Annotated in this window: 17 protein-coding genes; 10 read left to right on the plus strand and 7 right to left on the minus strand. The window is 71.9% G+C overall.

The window, feature by feature from the left end; all coding sequences use genetic code 11:
- Positions 1–54 precede the first annotated feature (54 nt).
- The 7 genes from HHX30_RS19460 to HHX30_RS19490 all read left to right on the plus strand — a co-directional run bounded on the left by HHX30_RS19460 (position 55) and on the right by HHX30_RS19490 (position 10,848).
- On the plus strand, positions 55–2,970 hold the full coding sequence (locus HHX30_RS19460) for an NACHT domain-containing NTPase (protein ID WP_169983401.1): 2,916 nt from the start codon (positions 55–57) through the stop codon (positions 2,968–2,970).
- A 3-nt stretch (positions 2,971–2,973) separates the two neighbouring features.
- Entirely contained in the window at positions 2,974–4,365 is a 1,392-nt protein-coding gene (locus tag HHX30_RS19465) for an aspartate ammonia-lyase (protein WP_169983402.1), read from the plus strand.
- Positions 4,366–4,432: 67 nt separating this feature from the next.
- Positions 4,433–5,206, plus strand: coding sequence for a 3-hydroxybutyrate dehydrogenase (locus HHX30_RS19470; RefSeq protein WP_169983403.1), 774 nt, complete (start codon positions 4,433–4,435; stop codon positions 5,204–5,206).
- The gene (locus HHX30_RS19475) at positions 5,191–7,095 is read left to right on the plus strand and encodes a helix-turn-helix domain-containing protein (protein WP_169983404.1); all 1,905 of its coding nucleotides are present in this window, start codon (positions 5,191–5,193) and stop codon (positions 7,093–7,095) included. The genes HHX30_RS19470 and HHX30_RS19475 overlap by 16 nt, the downstream gene beginning before the upstream one ends.
- Positions 7,096–7,172: 77 nt before the next feature.
- Positions 7,173–8,510, plus strand: a complete 1,338-nt coding sequence (locus HHX30_RS19480) for an MFS transporter (protein WP_169983405.1) — start codon at positions 7,173–7,175, stop codon at positions 8,508–8,510.
- A complete protein-coding gene (locus HHX30_RS19485) occupies positions 8,510–9,832 on the plus strand; it encodes a 3-hydroxybutyrate oligomer hydrolase family protein (RefSeq protein ID WP_169983406.1) in 1,323 nt (440 codons plus the stop codon). The genes HHX30_RS19480 and HHX30_RS19485 overlap by 1 nt, the downstream gene beginning before the upstream one ends.
- The gene (locus HHX30_RS19490) at positions 9,829–10,848 is read left to right on the plus strand and encodes an alpha/beta fold hydrolase (RefSeq protein ID WP_169983407.1); all 1,020 of its coding nucleotides are present in this window, start codon (positions 9,829–9,831) and stop codon (positions 10,846–10,848) included. Before HHX30_RS19485 ends, HHX30_RS19490 begins: the two co-directional genes overlap by 4 nt.
- Positions 10,849–10,859: 11 nt before the next feature.
- Here HHX30_RS19490 and HHX30_RS19495 read toward each other — a convergent pair whose 3' ends face one another.
- The gene (locus tag HHX30_RS19495; protein ID WP_169983408.1) at positions 10,860–12,827 is read right to left on the minus strand and encodes a glycosyltransferase family 2 protein; all 1,968 of its coding nucleotides are present in this window, start codon (positions 12,825–12,827) and stop codon (positions 10,860–10,862) included.
- Between the two features lie 105 nt (positions 12,828–12,932).
- Positions 12,933–13,643, minus strand: coding sequence for a lytic transglycosylase domain-containing protein (locus HHX30_RS41745; RefSeq protein WP_169983409.1), 711 nt, complete (start codon positions 13,641–13,643; stop codon positions 12,933–12,935).
- Between the two features lie 251 nt (positions 13,644–13,894).
- Between HHX30_RS41745 and HHX30_RS19505 the strand changes: the two genes are divergently transcribed.
- From HHX30_RS19505 to HHX30_RS19515, 3 genes are read left to right on the plus strand one after another with little or no spacing between them, the layout of a single operon-like run.
- The gene (locus tag HHX30_RS19505) at positions 13,895–14,569 is read left to right on the plus strand and encodes a response regulator transcription factor (RefSeq protein ID WP_169983410.1); all 675 of its coding nucleotides are present in this window, start codon (positions 13,895–13,897) and stop codon (positions 14,567–14,569) included.
- Positions 14,566–16,011: a cell wall metabolism sensor histidine kinase WalK gene (locus tag HHX30_RS19510; protein ID WP_169983411.1), complete on the plus strand. Its 1,446-nt coding sequence runs from the start codon at positions 14,566–14,568 to the stop codon at positions 16,009–16,011. The genes HHX30_RS19505 and HHX30_RS19510 overlap by 4 nt, the downstream gene beginning before the upstream one ends.
- Positions 16,008–16,568 carry a hypothetical protein gene (locus HHX30_RS19515; protein WP_169983412.1) on the plus strand — a complete coding sequence of 187 codons (561 nt, stop codon included), beginning with the start codon at positions 16,008–16,010 and terminating at the stop codon, positions 16,566–16,568. Before HHX30_RS19510 ends, HHX30_RS19515 begins: the two co-directional genes overlap by 4 nt.
- A 7-nt stretch (positions 16,569–16,575) precedes the next feature.
- On the opposite strand, the gene HHX30_RS19520 is transcribed toward HHX30_RS19515, so the two are convergent.
- From HHX30_RS19520 to HHX30_RS19535, 5 genes are all read right to left on the minus strand, one after another.
- A complete protein-coding gene (locus tag HHX30_RS19520; protein WP_169983413.1) occupies positions 16,576–17,886 on the minus strand; it encodes a PhoH family protein in 1,311 nt (436 codons plus the stop codon).
- Between the two features lie 246 nt (positions 17,887–18,132).
- The gene (locus tag HHX30_RS19525; protein WP_169983414.1) at positions 18,133–18,894 is read right to left on the minus strand and encodes an isoprenyl transferase; all 762 of its coding nucleotides are present in this window, start codon (positions 18,892–18,894) and stop codon (positions 18,133–18,135) included.
- A gap of 182 nt (positions 18,895–19,076) precedes the next feature.
- The gene (locus tag HHX30_RS40715) at positions 19,077–19,349 is read right to left on the minus strand and encodes a hypothetical protein (protein ID WP_211592227.1); all 273 of its coding nucleotides are present in this window, start codon (positions 19,347–19,349) and stop codon (positions 19,077–19,079) included.
- Positions 19,258–20,151 carry a DUF692 domain-containing protein gene (locus tag HHX30_RS19530; protein ID WP_311922612.1) on the minus strand — a complete coding sequence of 298 codons (894 nt, stop codon included), beginning with the start codon at positions 20,149–20,151 and terminating at the stop codon, positions 19,258–19,260. The genes HHX30_RS40715 and HHX30_RS19530 overlap by 92 nt, the downstream gene beginning before the upstream one ends.
- Complete coding sequence (locus HHX30_RS19535) at positions 20,144–21,106, minus strand: TIGR04222 domain-containing membrane protein (protein WP_169983415.1); 963 nt, start codon at positions 21,104–21,106, stop codon at positions 20,144–20,146. Before HHX30_RS19535 ends, HHX30_RS19530 begins: the two co-directional genes overlap by 8 nt.
- Between the last annotated feature and the right edge of the window lie 51 nt (positions 21,107–21,157).

Raw genomic sequence — 21,157 nt, forward strand, 5'->3', positions numbered from 1 at the left:
CCGGACACTGCTAGCAAGGTCACGAACACGTTCGGTTTCCCCCTGGAGTGACCGGTGCGCAAAGGGATCAGCTACGCCGACGCCGTCCGCCTGCTCGGCCAGGAGAGCACGGTGGCGAAGGTCCTCACCGGCACCCTCGTCGGGGCCGTGCCGGTGCTGTCCCTGCTCGACGTCAAGGACGAGGCCGTACGGCTGGCGGGCGAGGCGAGCGGCAGGCTCCGCGACCGGCTGACCGGCCTGAACCGGTACGACCGCACGGCCCGGCTGGAGGCGGCCCAGACCGTTCTCGTCGTCGCGGCGTTCTTCGAGGCCCTCGGCGAGCTGTCCCTGCCGTTCGATCCCAAGGAACTGCGCATCACCGGGGACGAGCAGGCGACGCTGGCAGGGTCCGGCGCGGTTGAGGGATCATTCGTCGACAGACTGAAGGCGATCGAGCCGGCGGGCTTCCGTGCCGGCCACTCCTATGCGGAAATGGTCGACTCGATCGACGCGTACTACCGCACGCTCGGATCGGCGCTGACCGGGTTCATCGTGAAGCTGGCGGTTCGTGACCGGCTGAACGCGACCGAGTGGGCGCGCGCCAAGGCGGCGATCGAGGAGGAGCTGCCCGAGGCCGCCCGCCGGAAGTACGAGGAACTGCACCGGCGGCTGGCCCTGGACGTCCCCGAGTTCGCGCTGTGGCAGCAGATGATCGACCGGCAGCGGGTCGCCACCGGCCTGGGCGAGCTGGAAGCGCTGCTCACTCAGGTCGCCGCGCGGACAAGGACCCCGGAGCACCGGCACACGCTGTCGCGCGCCCACCGGGCCCTGTTGCACCGCCCGATCGCGCAGTCCGGCGAGGTCCCCTCCGGCATGCGCATGCCCACGCTCGTCGACGCGTACGTGAACCCGGACTTCCGGCTGGCCGAGTACGGCGAGCAGGCCGATCCGAGCGCGGAGTGGTGGTGGGACAAGGCGGAGCCGAGCGACGACATCGCCGGCTTCCTGGCCCATTACCTCACCTCACCCGAGGCGGCCAGGATGCCGCTGGTCGTGCTCGGCCAGCCCGGCGCGGGCAAGTCGGTGCTCACAAAGATCCTGGCCGGTCGTCTCCCCGACGGCGACTTCCTTCCGGTGCGGGTGCCGCTGCGGGAGGTGCCGGCCGACGGGACGATCCAGGAGCAGATCGAGGCCGCGGTCCTGGACGCGACCGGCGAGCACGTCAGCTGGCCGGAGCTGACGAGGTCCGCGGACGGCGCGCTGCCGGTCGTCATGCTCGACGGGCTGGACGAGCTGCTCCAGGCCACCGGAATCCACCGGTCCGACTATCTGACCAAGGTGGTCGAATTCCAGCTCCGGGAGGCGGAGCTGGGCCGGCCGGCGGTGGTGCTCGTGACCACCCGGACGGCGGTCGCCGACCGGATGCGCTTCCCGCCCGGGTGCCTGACGATCCGGCTGGAACCCTTCAAGGAGGAGCAGGTCCGCCGCTGGCTGACGGTGTGGAACGCCGCGAACCAGGACTACTTCACCGCTCACGGCCTGAGACCCCTGCCGCCGGAGACGGCGCTGGCGCAGGGTCAGCTGGCGTCGCAGCCGCTGCTGCTGCTGATGCTCGCGCTGTACGACGCCGACGGAAACCCCCTCCAGCGCGGCGAGACCGGGCTCAGCCAGGCCGAGCTGTACGAGCGGCTGCTGACCCGCTTCGCCCGCCGGGAGGTGGACAAGCACCAGCCGGGGCTCCCGGATTCCCAGGCCGCCCAGGCTGTGGAGATGGAACTGCGCACGCTGGCCGTCGCGGCGTTCGCGATGTTCAACCGGGGCAGGCAGTGGGTCACGACCGACGACCTCAACGGCGACCTGGCCGCGCTGCTCCCGGCGCCCCCGAGTCAGACAACGAGCTTCCAGACGCCCTTGTCGCAGGCGGACAAGGTGATCGGGAAGTTCTTCTTCGTCCACCAGGCGTCCGCCGTCCGCGATCACGCCTCGCTGCAGACATACGAGTTTCTGCACGCCACCTTCGGCGAGTACCTGATCGCGCGGATGACCCGCGACGTCCTGCGCCGCATGGTCACCCGCGAGATCGCGACCGCGGCCGATCCGTTCCTCGGCCGCCCACAGCCGGACGACGGGCTCCTCTACTCGCTGCTGTCGTTCTCCGTGCTGACCGAACGCCACCCGATCGTGGAGTTCCTCCACGGCCTGCTGCCCGCCCTCGACCGCGAGCCCACCGTCGACCTGCTCGTCCGCCTGCTGCACGCCGCCGAGACCCGCACCGGCGATAGTTACCCCGGCTACCAGCCCAAACGGTCCACCTTCATCACGCGGTACGCCTACTACACGGCCAACCTGGTGATCCTCGCCTCCCTCACCGCCGGCGGTATAGCGGGCAGTGCGCTGTTCCCACATGAGGAGAATCCCCGCCTCGCGTGGTCTCGCATGGCAGTTCTGTGGCACTCGCGGTTGAGTGAGGACAGCTTCGACAGCCTGTTCCTGCACTTTGGGATCGAGAGAGTGACGCAGAACGACGCCTTCGACCTGATCGTCCGCCACATTCTCGACACCGAGTACCAGCCGGAGGCAACTGGCTACAGGTTGAGGTGGCCACGTGATCAGCAGGGTTTCGCACCAGACACGCGAGCGCTCGACGTGGCCTATTTCCTCTGCAACCCACTAGCGGACAGCTTGGCCGGGGCCGCCGAGGCACCACTCATGGCGGAGGAATTCCACTCCGTGGTCGACTACCTCTACAGCGATGCAGATCCTGTGCTGTATCTGAGCGAAGCGTGGCATCTCACAGAGAGAATGCGGAACACGGCCGAGGACATCATCGCCAGACTGCGCGAGGAGTACCGAAAAGATCCCGAACGGGTCGCCGTCACCTTCCGGAAGGTGACGGGAGCGGAGCTGCCCGACGCGGTGCTCGAGACCGACCGTTCGGACGGCGCGGATCCGGGCAGGAACGATGCGATTAGGGACGGGCTGAAGGACTGAGACATGGATGAATTCCGCATCGAGCACGACTCCATGGGCGAGGTGCGGGTGCCCGCCCGCGCCAAGTGGCGGGCGCAGACGCAGCGGGCGGTGGAGAACTTCCCCGTGTCCGGCCGGGGGCTGGAGCCCGCGCACATCGCCGCGCTCGCCCGGATCAAGGCCGCCTGCGCGAAGGTCAACGCCGAGTACGGCGTGCTCGGCGAAGACATGGCGCAGGCGATCCAGGAGGCCGCCGGCGAGGTCGCCGAAGGCAGTTGGGACGACCAGTTCCCCGTGGACGTGTTCCAGACCGGCTCGGGCACCTCGTCCAACATGAACATGAACGAGGTCGTCGCCACGCTCGCCCAGGAGCGGCTCGGGCAGCCCGTCCATCCCAACGACCACGTCAACGCCGCCCAGTCGTCCAACGACGTCTTCCCGTCCTCGATCCACGTCGCGGCGACGTACGCCGTGGTGCACGAGCTGACGCCCGCGCTGGAGCATCTGGCGACCGCGCTGGAGGAGAAGTCCATCGAGTTCGCCGACGTGGTGAAGTCGGGCCGCACCCACCTCATGGACGCCACGCCGGTCACGCTCGGCCAGGAGTTCGGCGGCTACTCCACCCAGATCGAGCTGGGCATCGAACGGCTCCAGGCCGCGCTGCCGCGCCTGGCCGAGCTGCCGCTGGGCGGCACGGCCGTGGGCACCGGGGTGAACGTGCCCGGCCCCGGCTGGGCGCAGGCCGTGATCGCCGAGCTGAGCCGGACGACCGGCCTGCCGTTCACCGAGGCGAGGGACCACTTCGAGGCGCAGGGCGCGCGTGACGGGCTGGTCGAGCTGTCGGGCATGCTCAAGGTGATCGCCGTCTCGCTCAGCAAGATCGCCAACGACCTGCGGTGGATGGGGTCGGGCCCGCGCGCCGGACTGGGCGAGATCAACCTCCCCGACCTCCAGCCCGGCTCGTCGATCATGCCGGGAAAGGTCAACCCCGTGATCCCGGAGGCCGTCACGATGGTGGCCGCGCAGGTCGTGGGCAACGACGCCGCCGTCACGATGGGCGGGGCCTCGGGATCGTTCGAGCTCAACGTGATGCTGCCGGTGATGGCCCGCAACGTGCTGGAGTCGATCCGGCTGCTGGCCGGCGTGTCGCGACTGCTCGCCGACCGGTGCGTCGCCGGGATCACCGCCAACGTGGACCGCCTGCGCGAGTACGCCGAGTCGTCGCCGTCGATCGTCACCCCGCTGAACCGGTACGTGGGATACGAGGAGGCGGCCAAGATCGCCAAGCAGGCGTTGAAGGAGCGCAAGACGATCAGGGAGGTCGTCATCGAGCGCGGCCACGTGGCGAACGGCACGCTGACCGAGGAGCAGCTCGACCGGGCACTGGACGTGCTGTCCATGACCCGCCCCACATAGGAAGGCAGGCATCTATGTCGCCCACCGCCATGTGCCGGCAGCGGCGCGCTTTCTATCGTGAGGCGTCATGAGCCTTGAAGGGCGTACGGCCCTCGTCACCGGCGCGGGGAGCGGCATCGGCCGGGCGTGTGCCCGGCGCCTGGCCGCCGAGGGCGCGCACGTCGTCGTCGCCGACATGAACGCCGAGGCCGCGGGCAAGGTGGCGGCCGAGATCGGCGGTACGCCGGTGGCCGTCGACCTGTCCGACCCGGAGTTCCTGGTCGCCTGGCGAGGCCAGCTCCCGCTCTCGCCGGACACCCGCCTGCACGCCGACATCGTGGTGAACAACGCGGGGTTCCAGCACGTAGCCCCGATCGAGGAGTTCCCGCCCGAGATCTTCAGCAAGATCATGCGGGTGATGGTCGAGGCGCCGTTCCTGCTCGTGCGGGCCGTGCTGCCCGGCATGTACGAGCGCGGCTGGGGCCGGATCGTCAACATCTCCTCGGTGCACGGCCTGCGTGCCTCGCCGTACAAGTCGGCCTATGTTACGGCCAAGCACGCGCTGGAGGGCCTGTCGAAGGTGATCGCCCTCGAAGGGGCGCCGCACGGCGTGACCTCCAACTGCGTCAACCCCGCCTACGTGCGCACGCCGCTGGTGGAGAACCAGATCGCCGACCAGGCGCGCACCCACGGGATCAGCGAGGACGAGGTGGTGGAGCAGATCATGCTCGCCCCGGCGGCGATCAAGCGGCTGATCGAGCCGGACGAGGTGGCCGAGGTGGTGGCCTACCTGTGCGGGCCGCAGGGATCGTTCGTCACCGGCGTCTCGATCCCCATCGACGGAGGATGGAGCGCGCGCTGACCCCGAAGGCCTCGAGAAAGACGGACGGCGCCTACGCGTACCTCGACCTGCTTGCCCGGGAGGCGTCGGCGGTCGAGTTCGAGGGGCCGATCCTGCAGGCCAGGGCGGCCGGGGCCGACTCCGCCACGCTGGAGGAGCTGGAGCGGGCCAAGGTCGCCGCACTGCAGGTGCGGGCCGCGCTGCGCCGGCGGGCCAAGCGCGAGGCGGAGCTGTCGGCGCTGTTCGACACCGCGAGCGACCTGGCCGGGCTGCGCGACCTCGACGCGGTGCTGGAGGCCATCGTGCACCGGGCCAGGCAGCTGCTCGCCACCGACATCGCGTACATGACGCTGAACGACCCCGAGCGCGGCGACACCTACATGCGGGTGACCGACGGGTCGATCTCGGCCAGCTTCCGGCGGCTGCGGCTGCCGATGGGCGCCGGGCTGGGCGGGCTGGTGGCGCAGAGCGGCACGCCGTACAACACGGCGGACTACTTCGCCGACCCGAGGTTCCGGCACACGAACACGATCGACGTGGCCGTCCACGAGGAGGGCCTGGTGGCGATCCTCGGGGTGCCGCTGCGGCTCGGCACGCAGGTCATCGGCGTGCTGTTCGCGGCCAACCGCAGCGCCAGGCCGTTCGTGCAGGAGGAGGTGGCGCTGCTGTGCTCGCTGGCGGCGCACGCCGCGGTCGCCATCGACACCGCCCGGCTGCTGCAGGAGACCCGGGCGGCGCTGGCCGAGCTGAGCGAGGCGAACACGCTGATCAGGGCGCACAGCGAGTCGATCGAGCGGGCCGCGGACGCGCACGACCGGATGACCGGACTCGTGCTGCGCGGCGGCGGGGTCGAGGACGTCGCCGCGGTCGTCACCGAGGTGCTGGGCGGCCGGCTGACCGTGCTGGACGAGGAGGGCCGCCCTCTCGTGGGCGAGTCCGGCGATCTCGACACAGGCGTGTTCGACGCCGCCCAGTCGTCGCGGGCCCTCGGCCGCACGGTCAAGCGGGGCGGCGCGTACGTCGCCTCGGTGGACGTCGGCGCGGCGCCGCTGTGCACGCTGGTCCTGCGGACCGACCACCCGGTGTCCGACACCGACCAGCGGATCCTGGAGCGCGCAGCGATCGTCACCGCGCTGCTGCTGCTGTTCCGCCGCAGCGTGGCCGAGGCGGAGGGGCGGGTGCGCGGCGAACTGCTCGACGACCTGGTCTCCCGCCCGGAGCTGCGCGGGCTGGACGACCGGGCACGACGGCTCGGCGTCGACCTCGGCGCGCCGCACGTGCTGGTCGTGGCGCGGCACGACGGGCAGCGGGAGCGCGCCGCCTTCTGGGCGTCGTCGCAGGCGACGCTGGCGCACGGCCTGGCCACCGCCCGGGGCGACGAGGTCGTGCTGCTGCTGCCCGGCGACCGGCCGGGCGCGCTGGCCCGGCGCGTCGCCGCCGAGCTGAGCGCCTCTCTCGGCCGCCCGGCCACGGCGGGGGCCGCGCCGGCCTCCGGGCCGGTGACGGCAGTCGCCGCCGCCTACGCCGAGGCCCGGCGCTGCGCCGGGGCGCTGGTCGCGCTGGGCCGTACGGGTGACGGCGCGAGCGCGGACGAGCTGGGCTTCGTCGGCCTGCTGGTGGGCGAGCGGCGCGAGGTGTCCGGCTTCCTGTCCGGCGCGCTCGGGCCGGTGCTCGACTACGACGCGCGCCGGGGAACCGCCCTGGTCAAGACGCTGAACGCCTATTTCGGCACGGGCGGCTCGCTGTCGCGTACGGCCGAGGCCCTGCACATCCACGTCAACACGGTGACCCAGCGGCTCGACCGGGTGGGGCAGCTGCTCGGCGCGGACTGGCAGGAGCCCGAGCGCGCGCTGGAGATCCAGCTCGCCCTGCGACTGCACCGGCTGCGCACCCACATGCCGGATGCCTGAGGTGTGTGGCGACGCCCCATAGGAGTGACCTCCGTCACTGCGTACGGTGGCCGGAACCCCCCATCGGAGGAGTTCCCATGGCAAACACCCCACCCACCCGGATCGGAAAGGTCGTCGGGGCCAGCCTGATCGGCACCACGATCGAGTGGTACGACTTCTTCCTCTACGGCTCCGCCGCGGCCCTGGTCTTCAACAAGCTGTTCTTCCCCACCCACGACGAGCTGACCGGCACGCTCCTCGCGTTCCTCACCTACGCCGTCGGCTTCGTCGCCCGGCCCCTCGGCGGGCTGGTCTTCGGTCACTACGGCGACCGGCTCGGCCGCAAGCGGCTGCTCGTCATCAGCCTGCTGATGATGGGCGGCGCGACGTTCCTGATCGGCCTGCTGCCGACGTACGCCACCCTGGGCGTGGCCGCGCCCCTGCTGCTGACCCTCCTCCGCCTGGTGCAGGGCTTCGCCCTGGGCGGCGAGTGGGGCGGCGCGGTGCTGCTGGTCTCCGAGCACGGCCACCCCCGCAACCGGGGCTTCTGGGCGTCCTGGCCGCAGGCAGGCGCTCCCGGCGGGAACCTGATCGCCACCGGCGTGCTGGCGCTGCTGGCCGCGGTGCAGCCGGACGACGCGTTCCTCGCCTGGGGCTGGCGGATCGCGTTCCTGCTGTCCGGCGTGCTCGTGCTGATCGGCCTGTGGATCAGGCTCACGGTCGCCGAGTCGCCGGTGTTCCAGGAGGCGCTGGAGCGCCAGGAGGCCGCGCCCCAGGCTCCCATCCTCGGCGTGCTGCGGCACCACTGGCGCGACGTGCTGGTGGCGATGGGTGCCCGGATGGCCGAGAACGTCTCCTACTACGTGATCACCGCGTTCGTGCTGGTCTACGGCACCACGGCGGCGGGCCTGCCCAAGGGCACCGTGCTCAACGCCGTGCTGATCGGCTCCGCGATCCACTTCGTCACGATCCCGCTGTGGGGCGCGCTGTCGGACCGGCTCGGCCGGCGGCCCGTCTACCTGATCGGCGCGGCCGGAGTGGGTCTGTGGGCGTTCGCGTTCTTCCCGCTGATCGACACCAAGAACTTCGCCCTGGTCACCGTAGCGGTGACCGTCGGCCTGGTGCTGCACGGCGCGATGTACGGCCCGCAGGCGGCGTTCTTCTCCGAGCTGTTCGCCACCCGGATGCGCTACTCCGGCGTGTCCATCGGCTACCAGCTCGCGTCGATCGTGGCCGGCGGCGTAGCCCCGCTGATCGCGGTCGCCCTGCTCGACGCGTACGGATCGAGCGTGCCGGTCTCCGTCTACGTGGTGGCGGCGGCGATCCTCACGATGATCGCGGTGATCGCCTCCAGGGAGACCCGCGACCGCGACCTGTCCGCCATCGAACCCACCTCCGGCGCCGCCCAGGCCGCCGCGATCGCGAAGGAGGCCTGATGAGGGCTCTGGCCGTCCTGGCGCTGGCGCTCCCCTTAGCCGTCGCCGTCCCGTCCGAGGCCGCCGCCTGCCCGAAGGTGACCGTGCCGGGCGCGGCCAAGCAGGTTACCGCGTGCCTCGACGACCTGACCACCAAGGGCACGCTGGCCTCGGGCCACACCGACCAGTCGGACTGGTCGGGGCTCAACTCGGCGGGCGCCGTCAACCCCACCGGCGTCCCCGGCATGCAGATCGACGGCTACTTCCCCGACACCTCCACCGGGAACACCAACCACGGCTGGAACCACGACGCCCAGTTCGTGATCCGGCTGCCGCAGCAGTGGAACGGCGGCCTGGTCGTCGCCGGGTCGCCCGGCAACCGGGAGACCTACGCCAACGACTTCACGATCTCCGACTGGGCGCTGGCCAAGGGCTACGCGTACGCCGCGACCGACAAGGGCAACACCGGCGTCAACTTCTATCGTGACGGCGTACGGCCCGGCGACGCGGTGGCCGAGTGGAACCACCGGGTCAGCGAGCTGGCGGTCGCCGCCAAGGCCGTCGTACGGCAGCGGTACGGCAGGCCGGCCCGCACGACGATCGCGGCCGGCCAGTCGAACGGCGGCTACCTGGTCCGCTGGCAGATCGAGAACCGTCCCGACCTGTTCGACGGCGGCGTCGACTGGGAGGGCACGCTCTTCACCGCCGACGGGCCCAACCTGCTGACGTTCCTGCCGCCCGCGCTGCGCGCGTACGCGAAGGGCGACGCGGCCGGGGTCGCGGCGGCGGGCTTCGCCCCCGAGTCCGACTTCCTGTGGCCGTTCCACTACCAGTACTACTGGGACTTCACCCAGCGCGTCTTCCGTGAGGAGTTCGACCCGACCTACGACGGCGACGCCGAGGCGGGCACGCCGTTCTGCGCCTCCGGCACGCCCGGCTGCGACACGGACTACGACTACGCCTCCAGGCCCGCGGCCGTGAAGCAGGCGATGGCGCGGGTGAGCGTCACCGGGAAGATCAAGCGCCCGCTGATCGTCGTCCACGGCACTCTGGACGCGCTGCTGCCGATCCGGGAGGATTCGGACATCTACGCCAAGATGATCGCCGACCGGCACCGCGACCGGCTGCTGCGCTACTACCGCGTCGAGGACGGCACTCACGTCGACAGCCTCTATCCGGCCTTCCCCGACCGCCTGCGGCCCCTGCTGCCCTGCTTCCGCAGCGCGTTCACCGCGCTGGAGGCGTGGATCGGCACGGGCACGCCGCCGCCCCCGAGCGCCACCCTGCCCCGGCCGGCCACGGGCGACCTCGAGAACACCTGCACACTGGGAGCGACACCATGACCCTGCTCATATCCGCCGAGCGTGTCGGCACGCCCCGGCTGACCCTGAACGTCCTGTCCGTCCCCGGCTCGTCGGGCGACCCGGTGCTGTTCGTGCACGGCAACGTCTCCTCCAGCGCGTTCTGGCGCTCGACAATGACCGCGGTCGCGGCGGAGGGCTTCCGTCCGTACGCCGTCGACCTGCGCGGCTTCGGCGACTCCGACCCCGAGCCGGTGGACGCGAGCCGGGGCGTGCGCGACTACTCCGACGACGTGCTGGCGCTGCTCGACCAGATCGGACCGGCGCACCTGGTGGGCTGGAGCCTCGGCGGCGGGGTCGTCATGCAGGCCCTGCGCGACCGGCCCGCGGCGGCCCGCAGCGTGACGCTGGTCAACCCCGTCTCGCCGTACGGCTTCGGCGGCACCGTCGGCCCGGACGGCGTGCTCACCGGCTCCGACGGCGTCGGCTCCGGCGGCGGCGCGGCCAACCCCGACTTCGTGGCGGCGCTGCGGGCGGGCGACCGGTCGGCCGACTCCCCCGTCTCGCCCCGGAACGTGCTGCGCGCCACGTATGTCGCCCCCGGCACCGACCTGGGCGAGGAGGAGGACACGTACGTGGAGTCGATGCTGTCCACCCGGATCGGCGACGACCACTACCCGGGCGACTCCCTGCCCTCGGACGCCTGGCCGAACGTCGCCCCGGGCAAGCGCGGCGTGCTCAACACGATCGCGCCGACCAACTTCCGGATCGACGACCTGCACGAGATCGACCCGAAGCCGCCCATCCTGTGGATCAGGGGCGACCAGGACGTGATCGTCTCGGACACGTCGCTGTTCGACCTCGCCCACCTGGGCGCGATCGGCGCCGTGCCCGGCTGGGACGGCACGCCGGCCCAGCCCATGGTGACCCAGACGCGGGCCGCCCTGGACCGCTACGGCGTATACCGCGAGGTGGTCATCGAGGGCGCCGGCCACGGGCCGCAGCTCGACAAGCCCGAGGAGTTCCGCGCGGCGCTGCTCGCGCACCTGCGCCGATAGCCGGCGGGTAGCTATCGGCGGTCGCGCAGGACGCGTACGGCGATGCGCCGCAGCAGTGAGGGGGCCTGCGGCGAAGCCCCGGCGGGCAGGACGGACACCTGCCCGCCGCGGCGCACCGCCAGCCCGAACAGCAGGTCCACGTCCTTCTGGTCGACCCGGAGCGCGGGCCGCCAGGAGCCCGGGCCGAGGCAGTCGTCCCCGCCGATCCGGCTCACCGGCACCCGGGCGACGAGCTGCCCGGCCACCCTGCCGGGTATGCCCGGCTCGACCAGCGCGGGCACGACCATGCTGCGCCCGCGCCCGTCCTGCTCGCGCAGCACCAGCTCGGCCGGCGGCCCGCCGCTCGGCGGCACGTACGGCACGGGCACGACGACGAAGACGTGCCCCTCCTGCCGGGCCACGGTGGCCCGGGACGAGACCAGCGCGATCGACTCGGGAAACGACTTCGGCTCCACGCACACGCCCAGCTCGCCGTGCTCCGACCAGCAGGGCACCACGAGGCGCCTGGGCTCCCCGGCGAGCGCGCCCGCGCAGCTCATCGGCAGGGCGGGCCGCGCCACCCGGGTGCGGCCCGCCTGCACGCCCCGCATGCGCACGTGGACCTCCCACAGCCCGGCCGGCAGCGGCCGTCCGAGGGCCGCCGCTCCGGCGTCGAGGCGGGCCTGGCCGCTCACCCAGACCCGCACCTGGCCGCCGCCCGCCCGGTCGCCCAGGCCGGCGCGGCCCACGGAGCAGGTCACCGGCAGGGAGTGGACCACCCCTGTCTCCACGTGGCGGACGCAGACCTCGACGCGGGCCCTGCGCACCGCGTCGGTCATGTCGGCGCCCTCGTCGTCGAGCAGGCCGTCGAGCAGGCCCTCGACCGAGGGGGGCGGGGCCCACAGCAGCCGGTCGTCCCGCTGCCGCAGCCACACCGGGGCGCCCCCGGCCCGCAGGATCTCCACGCTCAGGTCGAGCAGCAGCACGCCCTGGTCCCAGCGCAGCTCCCGCAGCTCCGCGCTGAGCCTGGTGCCCCGGGACGCCTCGGCGAGGGCGACCAGCGCGTCGAGACGGTCCTGGCGCAGCAGCGCCGTACGGGCGCGCAGGTGCGCGGGCAGGTGGACGTCGAGCGCGGCGGGGAAGCGGTCGAGGGTGAAGCGGCGCAGGAAGGAGAACAGGACCATCCGCTCGTCCGGCTCGGCCGCGAGGAAGCGCGCGCCCGCAAGCCGGCGCAGCCCGAGCGTCCGATACCAGTGGGCGTGGATGCGCTCACGCTGCGAGCCCGGCTCGGTGTAGGCGTCCACCACGTCGAAGACGGCGTTCAGGCCGTCGAAGAGCGCCTCGCCGTCCGGCCCCTCCTCCTCCGCCGCCGTCCCCGCGGACGCCGGGGCCAGGTGGCAGCAGATCTCGCCGGCCAGCACGGCGATCACCTTCGCGGCGAGGTACGCCCTGGTCACGAAGGCCTGCTCGGACAGCGGCCGGTCGGCGAAGCGGAGCTGGCAGGTCTCCAGGAAGTCGCGGCTGAACAGCTTGTGCGCCGTGGGCAGCGCGAGGAGGTGGTCGCGCAGGACGTCCGCCCGGTCCCGGTCGCGGGCGAAGGCGGCCGCCGGCGGCCCCTGGCTCGCGAGCCTGCCGATCAGCACGTCGGCGTCGGTCTCCACCGCCCTGTCGTACATCACCTCCAGGGCCCGCGGCTCCAGCCTGTCGTACTGGCCGAGCAGGTAGACGTACTCGCCGCGCGCCACCGACAGGCCGACGTTACGGCCCCGCGCGGGCGAGCCGCTGTGGTCGAGGTGCAGGACCCGCACGTTGTCGCGCTGCCCGGCGATCGCGTCGAGCCGCCTGCGGGTCCCGTCCGTCGACCCGTCGTCCGCGAAGATGACCTCGTACTCTTCCGGCGGCAGCGACTGCTCCAGCACCGAACGCACACACGCGCCGAAGGCGTCGTTCGACAGCCCGGGGTTGGACACGGGCATAACCACGCTGACCTTCACACCCATGAGCCCAAGGGTGCAGTGCGACCCCCCGCCGGACGCGCGGGCTTGCCGAAAGGTCGAACAACCCTGACCAGAGTTTCGCGGATCAGGCGCCTCGACCGGCAGGAGCTAGTACCAGCCGGTGGACTGGGAGTGCGCCCAGGCGCCGCAGGGCGTCTTGTAGCGGCCGGCGATGTAGCCGAGGCCCCACTTGATCTGCGTGGCGGGGTTGGTCTGCCAGTCCGAGCCCGCGCTCGCCATCTTGCTGCCGGGCAGCGACTGGGGAATCCCGTATGCGCCGCTGTAGCGGTTCATGGCCCGCTCGTTCCAGTGGCTCTCCTTGTCCCACAGGCGCTCCAGGCAACCCCACTCCGCGCCGGACCAGCCGCGGGCCGCGGCCATCTCCTTGCCGACGGCCTTGTTGCTGCCCGGGTCGGGCGTGGAGCCGGGCGGGAAGTCGGCCGGGTTGAAACCGCCGCCGCCGGGGGCCTTCTCGACGATGTCGACCGGGTCGAGGCCGCCCTTCCGGTCGCGGGTCCGCTCCAGCCTGGCCTTGCGCAGCGCCTGGACCGCGTTCTCCTTGAGGATGTCGGCCTCGGGGTCGGGCGCGTTCGGGTCGAGGGCGAGGAAGCTGTCCGGCTCCAGCACCTTCTTGGGCGCGCTGTTGTTCGCCACCGAGGTGCGGTACAGGAAGGTCCCGCCGCCCGCGACCACGGCCACGCTGACGGCGAGGATGGCGACGCGCTTGAGGGTCAGCCGGCCGGGGCCGGAACCGTTGTCTCCTCCCCGCCGCGACCGGGAGGCGCGGGAGCGATCCTTCAACTGCTGACCAGAGCTCACGGCTTATGAGCTTGCCCTGTGTTGGGGGGTGGTCCGCAACCGATTCGTGGTACCTGTTGGGTGACACCTTGACCCGACCATCGATCACATGGACTTTCCCGCAGCATGTGATTTTGGTCACACTTTACGCGGCGTCGAGCGGCACGGCCTCCCGGCACCAGCGTGCTCCCCCTTCTTGACGATGAGGTGTGGACCAGTTCACAGGACCATGACAAATAGGGAATTGGTGCGGTCCGCACCATAATGACCGAGTGGCAGGCATCCTCCTGGTCGAAGACGACCCCTCGGTCCGGGCCGGACTCGAGCTCGCGCTCACCCGGCAGGGCCACTCGGTGACCGCGTACGCCACGGGCGAGGAGGCCCTCGAACACATACGCTCCCGGCGTCCGGAGATCGCGATCCTCGACGTCATGCTGCCCGGCATCGACGGGGTCGAGGTGTGCCGCCGCATCCGCAGGCTCGACCCGCTGCCCGTCATCCTGCTCACCGCCAGGGGCGACGACCTGGACGTGGTGGTGGGGCTGGAGGCCGGCGCGGACGACTACGTGGTCAAGCCCGTCGAGCCGCGGGTGCTGGACGCCCGCATCCGCGCCGTGCTGCGCCGCCTGGAGTCGGCCTCGCCCGACCGCCTCACCTTCGGCGACCTCGTGATCGACCGCGGAGCCCTCAAGGTGAGCCTCGCGGGCAAGGAGATCCACCTCACCCCCACCGAGCTTCGCCTGCTGCTCGAACTGGTCCGCCACCCCGGCCAGGTCCTCAACCGCCGCTACCTCCTGCGCGCCGTCTGGGACCACACGCACGTGGCGGACTCCCGGCTGGTCGACGCGTGCGTGCAGCGCATCCGCGCCAAGATCGAGCCGGTGCCCGCCGACCCCGTCTACATCCACACCGTGCGCGGCTTCGGGTACCGCTTCAGCCCGCCATGACCTGGGTGCCCACCGGGTTGCGGGCCCGGCTGGTGATCACCTTCCTGCTGGTGGCGATCACCGCGTCCGCCATGGTCGCGGGCCTGGGATACCAGATCGTCCGCCGGGGGCTGCTGGAGCGCGCGGAGCGGGGCGCGGTCGCCGACGTGCGCGAGACACTCTCCAGGATCACGCTGCCGATCGGCGCGAGCGAGGTGGTCTGGCCGAGCGACGCCACCGTCACCGACGAGGACCTCGACGGAGTGGTGCGGGCGCTGGAGGCCCCCGAGCGGACCGTCATCGTGACCTACGGGGACCACCGGCGCGCCAACACCGGGGCCCAGTTCACCATGACCGACGTGCCCGACCAGCTCCGCTGGCAGGCGGCGCGGCGGCTGGTCTACCAGAGGGTGCTGTTCAGGGACCGGGCCTGGCTGATCGTCGCCACGCAGATCCAGCGGGCCAACCGCGACGGCGTGCTACGCCCGACGGGCCTGACCGCCTATGTCTTCGTGCCTCTGTCGGACGAGGAGGCCGTGTTTACCCGCCTCAGGACCGCACTCGCGCAGGCCGGAGGCATCACGCTCGTCGTGGCGCTGACCCTGGCCCTGCTGTCGGCCCGGCGGGTGCTGCTGCCCGTACGGCGGCTGGGCGCGGCCGCCCGCGCGCTCGGCGCAGGGGAACTGCACGTCCGCCTCCCCGTACGGGGCAGGGACGAGCTGGCCGAGCTGACCGCGACGTTCAACGAGACGGCGGCGGCGCTGGAGGACACGGTCTCCGAGCTGCGGACGCTGGAGTCGACGTCGCGGCGGTTCGTCGCGGACGTCTCCCACGAGCTGCGCACGCCGCTGACCGCGATGACCGCGGTGACGGACATGCTGTCGGAGGACGCCGAGGACCTGCCGGACGACGCCGGGGAGGCCGTGCGGATCGTCGTCCGCGAGATCGACAGGCTCCGGGTGCTGGTCGAGCACCTCATCGAGATCAGCAGGTTCGACGCGGGCGCCGCCACGCTCCGCCGGGAGACCGTCGACGTGGGCGACACGCTGGCCGACTGCCTGGAGGTGCGGGGCTGGGCCGACCGGGTGAAGCTCACCGTGCCCGTCGGGCTCACGTTCTCCCTGGACGCCCGGAGGTTCGACGTGATGGTGGCCAATCTCGTCGGCAACGCGCTGAACCACGGCGCGCCGCCCGTCGTGGTGAGCGCGCGGGTCGCGGTCGGCGGCAAGGCCCACGGATGGCTGGAGGTGACCGTGCGCGACCACGGGAGCGGCATCCCCGAACAGGTCCTCCCCCTCGTCTTCGACCGCTTCTACAAGGCGGGCACCGACCGGGCCAGGAGCGCGGGCAGCGGCCTCGGCCTGGCCATCGCCAAGGCCAACGCGGAGCTGCACGGCGGCTCGATCACGGCCGAGCGGTGCGAGCCCGGCACCCTCTTCCTGCTGCGGATTCCCAAGCCATGAGCGCGCCGAGGCTCAGAACGGCGCTGGCGGCCCTGCTCGCAGGGCTCCTCGTGGTGCCGGCGGCTGCCTGCGGGGTCGCGCCGACCGGGGTGACCGACGCCGGTCCCGCGCCGGTCATCAGCGGCACCCCCACCCTCGTCACGATCTACCTGCTGCGGAACGGCCGCTTGGCGCCGACGCGGGTCGCGGCCCGGTCGCCGCACGTCAACGACGTGCTCGACGCCCTGTTCAAGGCCAGTGGACGGTCGTCGAACCGGCTGTCCACGGCGCTGACCGGGCTCACGCCGACGCAGGTGCAGCTCGTCAGGTACGCCCCGGACGCGGGCAGCCGCAACGACCCCGACAACACCCTCAGCCTGCGGGTGCGGCTGTTCGTGACCGGCTGGAAGATCACCAGGACCGCCATGGCCCAGATCACCTGCACGGCGCGGCTGCGTCCCGAGATCTGGGCCGTGGAAATCGCTCACGCGACTCCTGGCAGGAACGGGCCCCTCAAGACCCACACCTGCCAGGAGTTCTGGGATCTGGCCCCGAAGGACGGCCATCTCCCGCCGTGAGGGAGTTCTAGAGCGTGATGTCCTCCAGCATCTCGGTCACCAGGGCGGCGATCGGCGACCGCTCGGACCTGGTCAGCGTGATGTGGGCGAACAGCGGGTGGCCCTTGAGCTTCTCCACCACCGCGACGACGCCGTCGTGCCGGCCCACCCGCAGGTTGTCCCGCTGGGCGATGTCGTGGGTGAGCACGACCCGCGAGTTCGCCCCGATGCGGGACAGGACCGTCAGCAGCACGCCGCGCTCCAGCGACTGCGCCTCGTCCACGATCACGAACGCGTCGTGGAGGGAACGGCCGCGGATGTGGGTCAGCGGGAGGACCTCCAGCATGCCGCGGTCGATGACCTCCTCGATGACCTCGGGAGACGTCACCGCGCCCAGCGTGTCGTAGACCGCCTGGGCCCACGGGCCCATCTTGTCGTTCTCCGTGCCGGGCAGGTAGCCCAGCTCCTGGCCGCCCACGGCGTACAGGGGGCGGAACACGATGATCTTGCGGTGCTGGCGGCGCTCCAGCACCGCCTCCAGGCCCGCGCACAGCGCCAGCGCGGACTTGCCGGTGCCCGCCCGGCCGCCCATCGAGACGATGCCGACGTCGGGGTCCATGAGCAGGTCGAGCGCGATGCGCTGCTCGGCGGACCGGCCGTGCAGCCCGAAGACCTCCCGGTCGCCCCGGACCAGCCGTACCGACTTGTCCGGCAGGACGCGGCCGAGCGCCGAGCCGCGGCTCGACAGCAGCCGCAGGCCGGTGTGACACGGCAGGTCGCGCGCCTCGTCGATGTCGGCCGTGCCGGACTCGAAGAGGGCGTCCATCTCCTCCGTGGTGACCTGGAGCTCCGCCATACCGGTCCAGCCGGACTCGACCACCATGCCGGCGCGGTACTCCTCCGCGCTGAGGCCGATGGACGCGGCCTTGACCCGCATCGGCAGGTCCTTCGACACCAGCACCACGTCCTTGCCCTCCACCGCCAGGTTCTGGGCGACGGTGAGGATGCGGGTGTCGTTGTCCCCCAGGCGGAAGCCCGCCGGGAGGCAGGACGGATCACTATGGTTCAGCTCGACCCGGATGGTCCCGTCGCCGATCGGCATGGGCTCATCCAGCCGTCCGTACCGCACTCTGAGGTCATCGAGGAAGCGCAGCGCCTCCCTGGCGAAGTAGCCCAGCTCGGGGTGGTGGCGCTTGGCCTCCAGTTCCGTGATGACGACGATCGGAACGACGACCTCGTGCTCGGCGAAGCGGCTCATCGCCGCCGGGTCGGCGAGCAGGACGGACGTGTCCAGAACGTAGGTGCGGGATGTGGACGGGTTGCTCGAGGACACTGCCACGCGTTCTCCCCCGGGCGCCTGAGGTGTGCGCCCTGCCTTGACTGGTGGTGAACGGACCGGGCCCGTGACCTGCGAGGGCAGACCGGGGCTCCGGCCCTCCTCGCATGGTGGTCGCGCAAGGACGGGCCCTCTCCCGAGGTGGTGGCCGCCGATCTCCTCGACGGCCGCTCAGCTACCACGGTACGTAACGAATCTCCCCGGCCCAATAGGTCTGCGCCGTTTGGAAGATGCTGGTCACGTACCGTCTCAGGAGCCGTACCGACGGTGCCGTGCGGCGTACGAGCGGAGCGCCCGCAGGAAGTCGACTCTGCGGAAGTCGGGCCAGTAGGCCTCGCAGAAGTAGAACTCGGAGTGGGCGCTCTGCCAGAGCAGGAATCCGGAGAGTCGCTGCTCTCCCGAAGTCCGGATGACGAGATCCGGGTCGGGCAGGCCGCGCGTGTAGAGATGCTCCGCGATGTGCTCGACGTCGAGGACCTCGACGAGGTCCTCGATGCTCGCGCCCTTGCTGGCATGCTCCTGGAGGAGGGAGCGCACCGCATCAGCGATCTCACGCCTTCCTCCATACCCAACGGCAACGTTCACAATCAGGCCTGGACGATGCGATGTGGTTTCTTTTGCGTGTTTGAGGACACGAGCCGTGTGATCGGGCAGAAGGTCGAGCGAACCCATGGGGTTGAGGTGCCATCCCTGGTCCACGAGATCCTGCACGAGGTTCTCGATCACCTGGAGCAGCGGCTCCAGCTCGGCCTTGTCCCTGGTGAGGTTGTCGGTGGAGAGCAGCCACAGCGTCACGTACTCGACGCCGGCCTCGCGGCACCACGCGACCAGCTCGGAGATCTTGTCGGCGCCCTTCTGATGGCCCCGGCTGACGTCCCGCAACCCCATGGCCCGCGCCCACCGGCGGTTGCCGTCCACGATGACGCCGACATGGCGGGGAATCTGGTCGGAGGACAGCTTCCGTTCGAGCCTGCGCTCGTACAGCTTGTACACGAGATCGCGCACGCTCATGCCACCTCCTCGCCTGTCGGCTCGGAGTTCGGTCGTGCCGGAGGCGCGCAGGTCAGCACTTCGCGAAACGCGCTGTGTTTATCGATTCGCTCGCTGCGCTCGCTCATGCAACCCTCTTCCTCGCGACCGGTGGGGCTCGATCACCAATTATCGCGGGCGAACAGGCATGCCCTGCCCTCTCCTCAGAGGCTTTCCAGGGCACGGCCGGAGTAACCCGCGTCGCGTGTCCTGAGGCGTCCGCGGGCCCGCAGCCAGGCGGTGAAGTCCCGCGCGTCCGCCCTCGGCCCGCCCTCGGGCTTCACGTTTCCGGCGGCGTACGCGGCGAACAGACCGGCGAACTCGGCGCCGAGTGCCTCGGCGAGGTCAGGGGCGGCGCGGGCGACCGAGCCGCACCGCTTGGCCAGCAGCCCGCGGGCCTGGACGGCCAGCCTGCCGGGATCGAAGCCGTCCGGCACGCGTCCGCCCGCGACCAGGGCCGCCACCAGCTCCGCCTGGGCGGCGGCCAGCGCGGCCCGCGCGCGTGTCGTGCCAGAGGCCGTCGTGGGCGTGCCCGCCCGCCACGTGCACGTACGCGACGGCCTCCAGCGGCAGCGCGTCGAGCGCCCGCCGCGCGTCCAGACCGAGATTGACCTGGTTCGTGTAGAGGTTGGCCACGTCGACCAGCAGCCGCACGCCCGTACGCTCGACCAGTTCGCCGAGAAACCGCGCCTCGGTCAGTTCGTCGTCCGGCCAGCCGAACAGGGCCGCCACGTTCTCGAGCGCGAGCGGCACGGGAAGCGCGTCCTGCGCCTCCCGCACGTTCTCCACGATCACCGACAGGGCCTCCCGGGTGCGCGGGACCGGCAGCAGGTGGCCGGCCTCCACGCCCCCGGCCCGCACGAAGGCCACGTGCTCGCTCACGAGAGGCGCGTCCAACGCCTCGGCACACGCCGCGAGGCGCGCCAGCCGGGCTGGATCGGGACGGTGCGCCCCGCCGACACCCAGGCCCACGCCGTGGGGCACGACGGGCACCCCGGCGGCGCGCAGCACGGTCAGGGACTCGGGCGGCCGGGCCGGATCGACGTTCTCGGCGATCACTTCGACGAACCCGACGCCGGGCAGCCGCTCCACCGTGAGGTCGATCTCCGGCCGCCAGCCGATGCCGACGCCGAGACCGGCACTTCGACCGGCACTCTGGCCGACACCGGCGGCGTGCCTCTTGTGCCCCCCGGCAGGCCTGCCGGACGGCAGCCACCTCCCGAACCGGCGCTCAGCCACCGCCGCAACCGCCTCCACAGCCGCCGCCGCAGCCCCCTCCGCAGGAATGCGAGCCGCCGGAGCCGCATCCGCTCGACGCGCAGCCCACGAACCCGCCGCCGTCACCGCCCGAGGGCCAACCGTCGACGGGACGGCGCATGAGGACCTCGTCGGTCGCGATCTGGGCCGCGAGGTGCGGGTCGCCGAGCTGGCCCAGGCCGTACAGGGCGATGGGCGTCACCGCGGCGAGACCCGCCGCGCCGCCCACGCCGAGCGCCCCGGCGGTTCCGTGCGCGAAGACGCCCCTCGGATGCCTTTCGCGCGCCTGCCGCAGCGCCTCCTCGCCCGCCGGGCTCAGCGGGTTCCGCAGGGACGCGGCGTACGTGAGGGAGGCGATCAGTGCGCAGCCGCCGGAGACCGCGGCGATCCCGGCCGTGACCCAGTCGGCCGCGGTGGCGGCGCCGGTCCCGATGAAGAGGATCAGCACGAGCGTGACGGAGGCGGCGGCGAGGGCGAGCACCGCGAGTGCGCGCAGGCGTGCGTTGAGGCGGCGCGCGCCCTCCAGAGAGCCCTCGGGCAGCAGGTAGCCCTGCGCGAGCAGGCTTTCCTTCAGCGCCGCCATCGCGGAGCCGTCGCCCGCGCGGCGCCTGACCTCGGCCGCGCTCGCCCCGCCGGCCCGCGTGGCCAGGTCGAGGACGGCCTGCTCGACGGGATCGGCGGAGGTGGCGGGGGCGCCGGCGACGGCGGTGACCCTGCCGCCGCGCGCGACCCGCACCTGCTCACCGACGGCCAGCGAGGCGAGCGCCGTGTTGACCACCTGAGGCGGCCCGCCCGCGAGATAGGCCAGTTCGTAGGCGTCGAGGCCGGACCCGGGCCGCGCTCCGGACGCGAGCCTTGCTTCGCGCCGCTCCCGGCCGACGGCGAGAGCGGTCGTGACGATGAGTGCCGCGAGAATCGCCGCGGCGACGACGAGCACCAGTTACCGGGCCGGACGGCCCGCGCCCCGTCTATCCGCTAGACGAACCTC

Source organism: Microbispora sp. H10836, assembly GCF_012999525.1.
GTDB lineage: Bacteria > Actinomycetota > Actinomycetes > Streptosporangiales > Streptosporangiaceae > Microbispora.

Excerpts from the sequence above, each read along its gene's own strand:
- HHX30_RS19525 (WP_169983414.1), bottom strand. The coding sequence starts at position 18,894 with ATGAGCGTGCGCGATCTCGTGTACAAGCTGTACGAGCGCAGGCTCGAA.
- HHX30_RS19490 (WP_169983407.1), top strand. The coding sequence starts at position 9,829 with ATGACCCTGCTCATATCCGCCGAGCGTGTCGGCACGCCCCGGCTGACC.
- HHX30_RS19510 (WP_169983411.1), top strand. The coding sequence starts at position 14,566 with ATGACCTGGGTGCCCACCGGGTTGCGGGCCCGGCTGGTGATCACCTTC.
- HHX30_RS19465 (WP_169983402.1), top strand. The coding sequence starts at position 2,974 with ATGGATGAATTCCGCATCGAGCACGACTCCATGGGCGAGGTGCGGGTG.
- HHX30_RS19470 (WP_169983403.1), top strand. The coding sequence starts at position 4,433 with ATGAGCCTTGAAGGGCGTACGGCCCTCGTCACCGGCGCGGGGAGCGGC.
- HHX30_RS19515 (WP_169983412.1), top strand. The coding sequence starts at position 16,008 with ATGAGCGCGCCGAGGCTCAGAACGGCGCTGGCGGCCCTGCTCGCAGGG.
- HHX30_RS19495 (WP_169983408.1), bottom strand. The coding sequence starts at position 12,827 with ATGGGTGTGAAGGTCAGCGTGGTTATGCCCGTGTCCAACCCCGGGCTG.
- HHX30_RS19480 (WP_169983405.1), top strand. The coding sequence starts at position 7,173 with ATGGCAAACACCCCACCCACCCGGATCGGAAAGGTCGTCGGGGCCAGC.
- HHX30_RS19475 (WP_169983404.1), top strand. The coding sequence starts at position 5,191 with ATGGAGCGCGCGCTGACCCCGAAGGCCTCGAGAAAGACGGACGGCGCC.
- HHX30_RS19485 (WP_169983406.1), top strand. The coding sequence starts at position 8,510 with ATGAGGGCTCTGGCCGTCCTGGCGCTGGCGCTCCCCTTAGCCGTCGCC.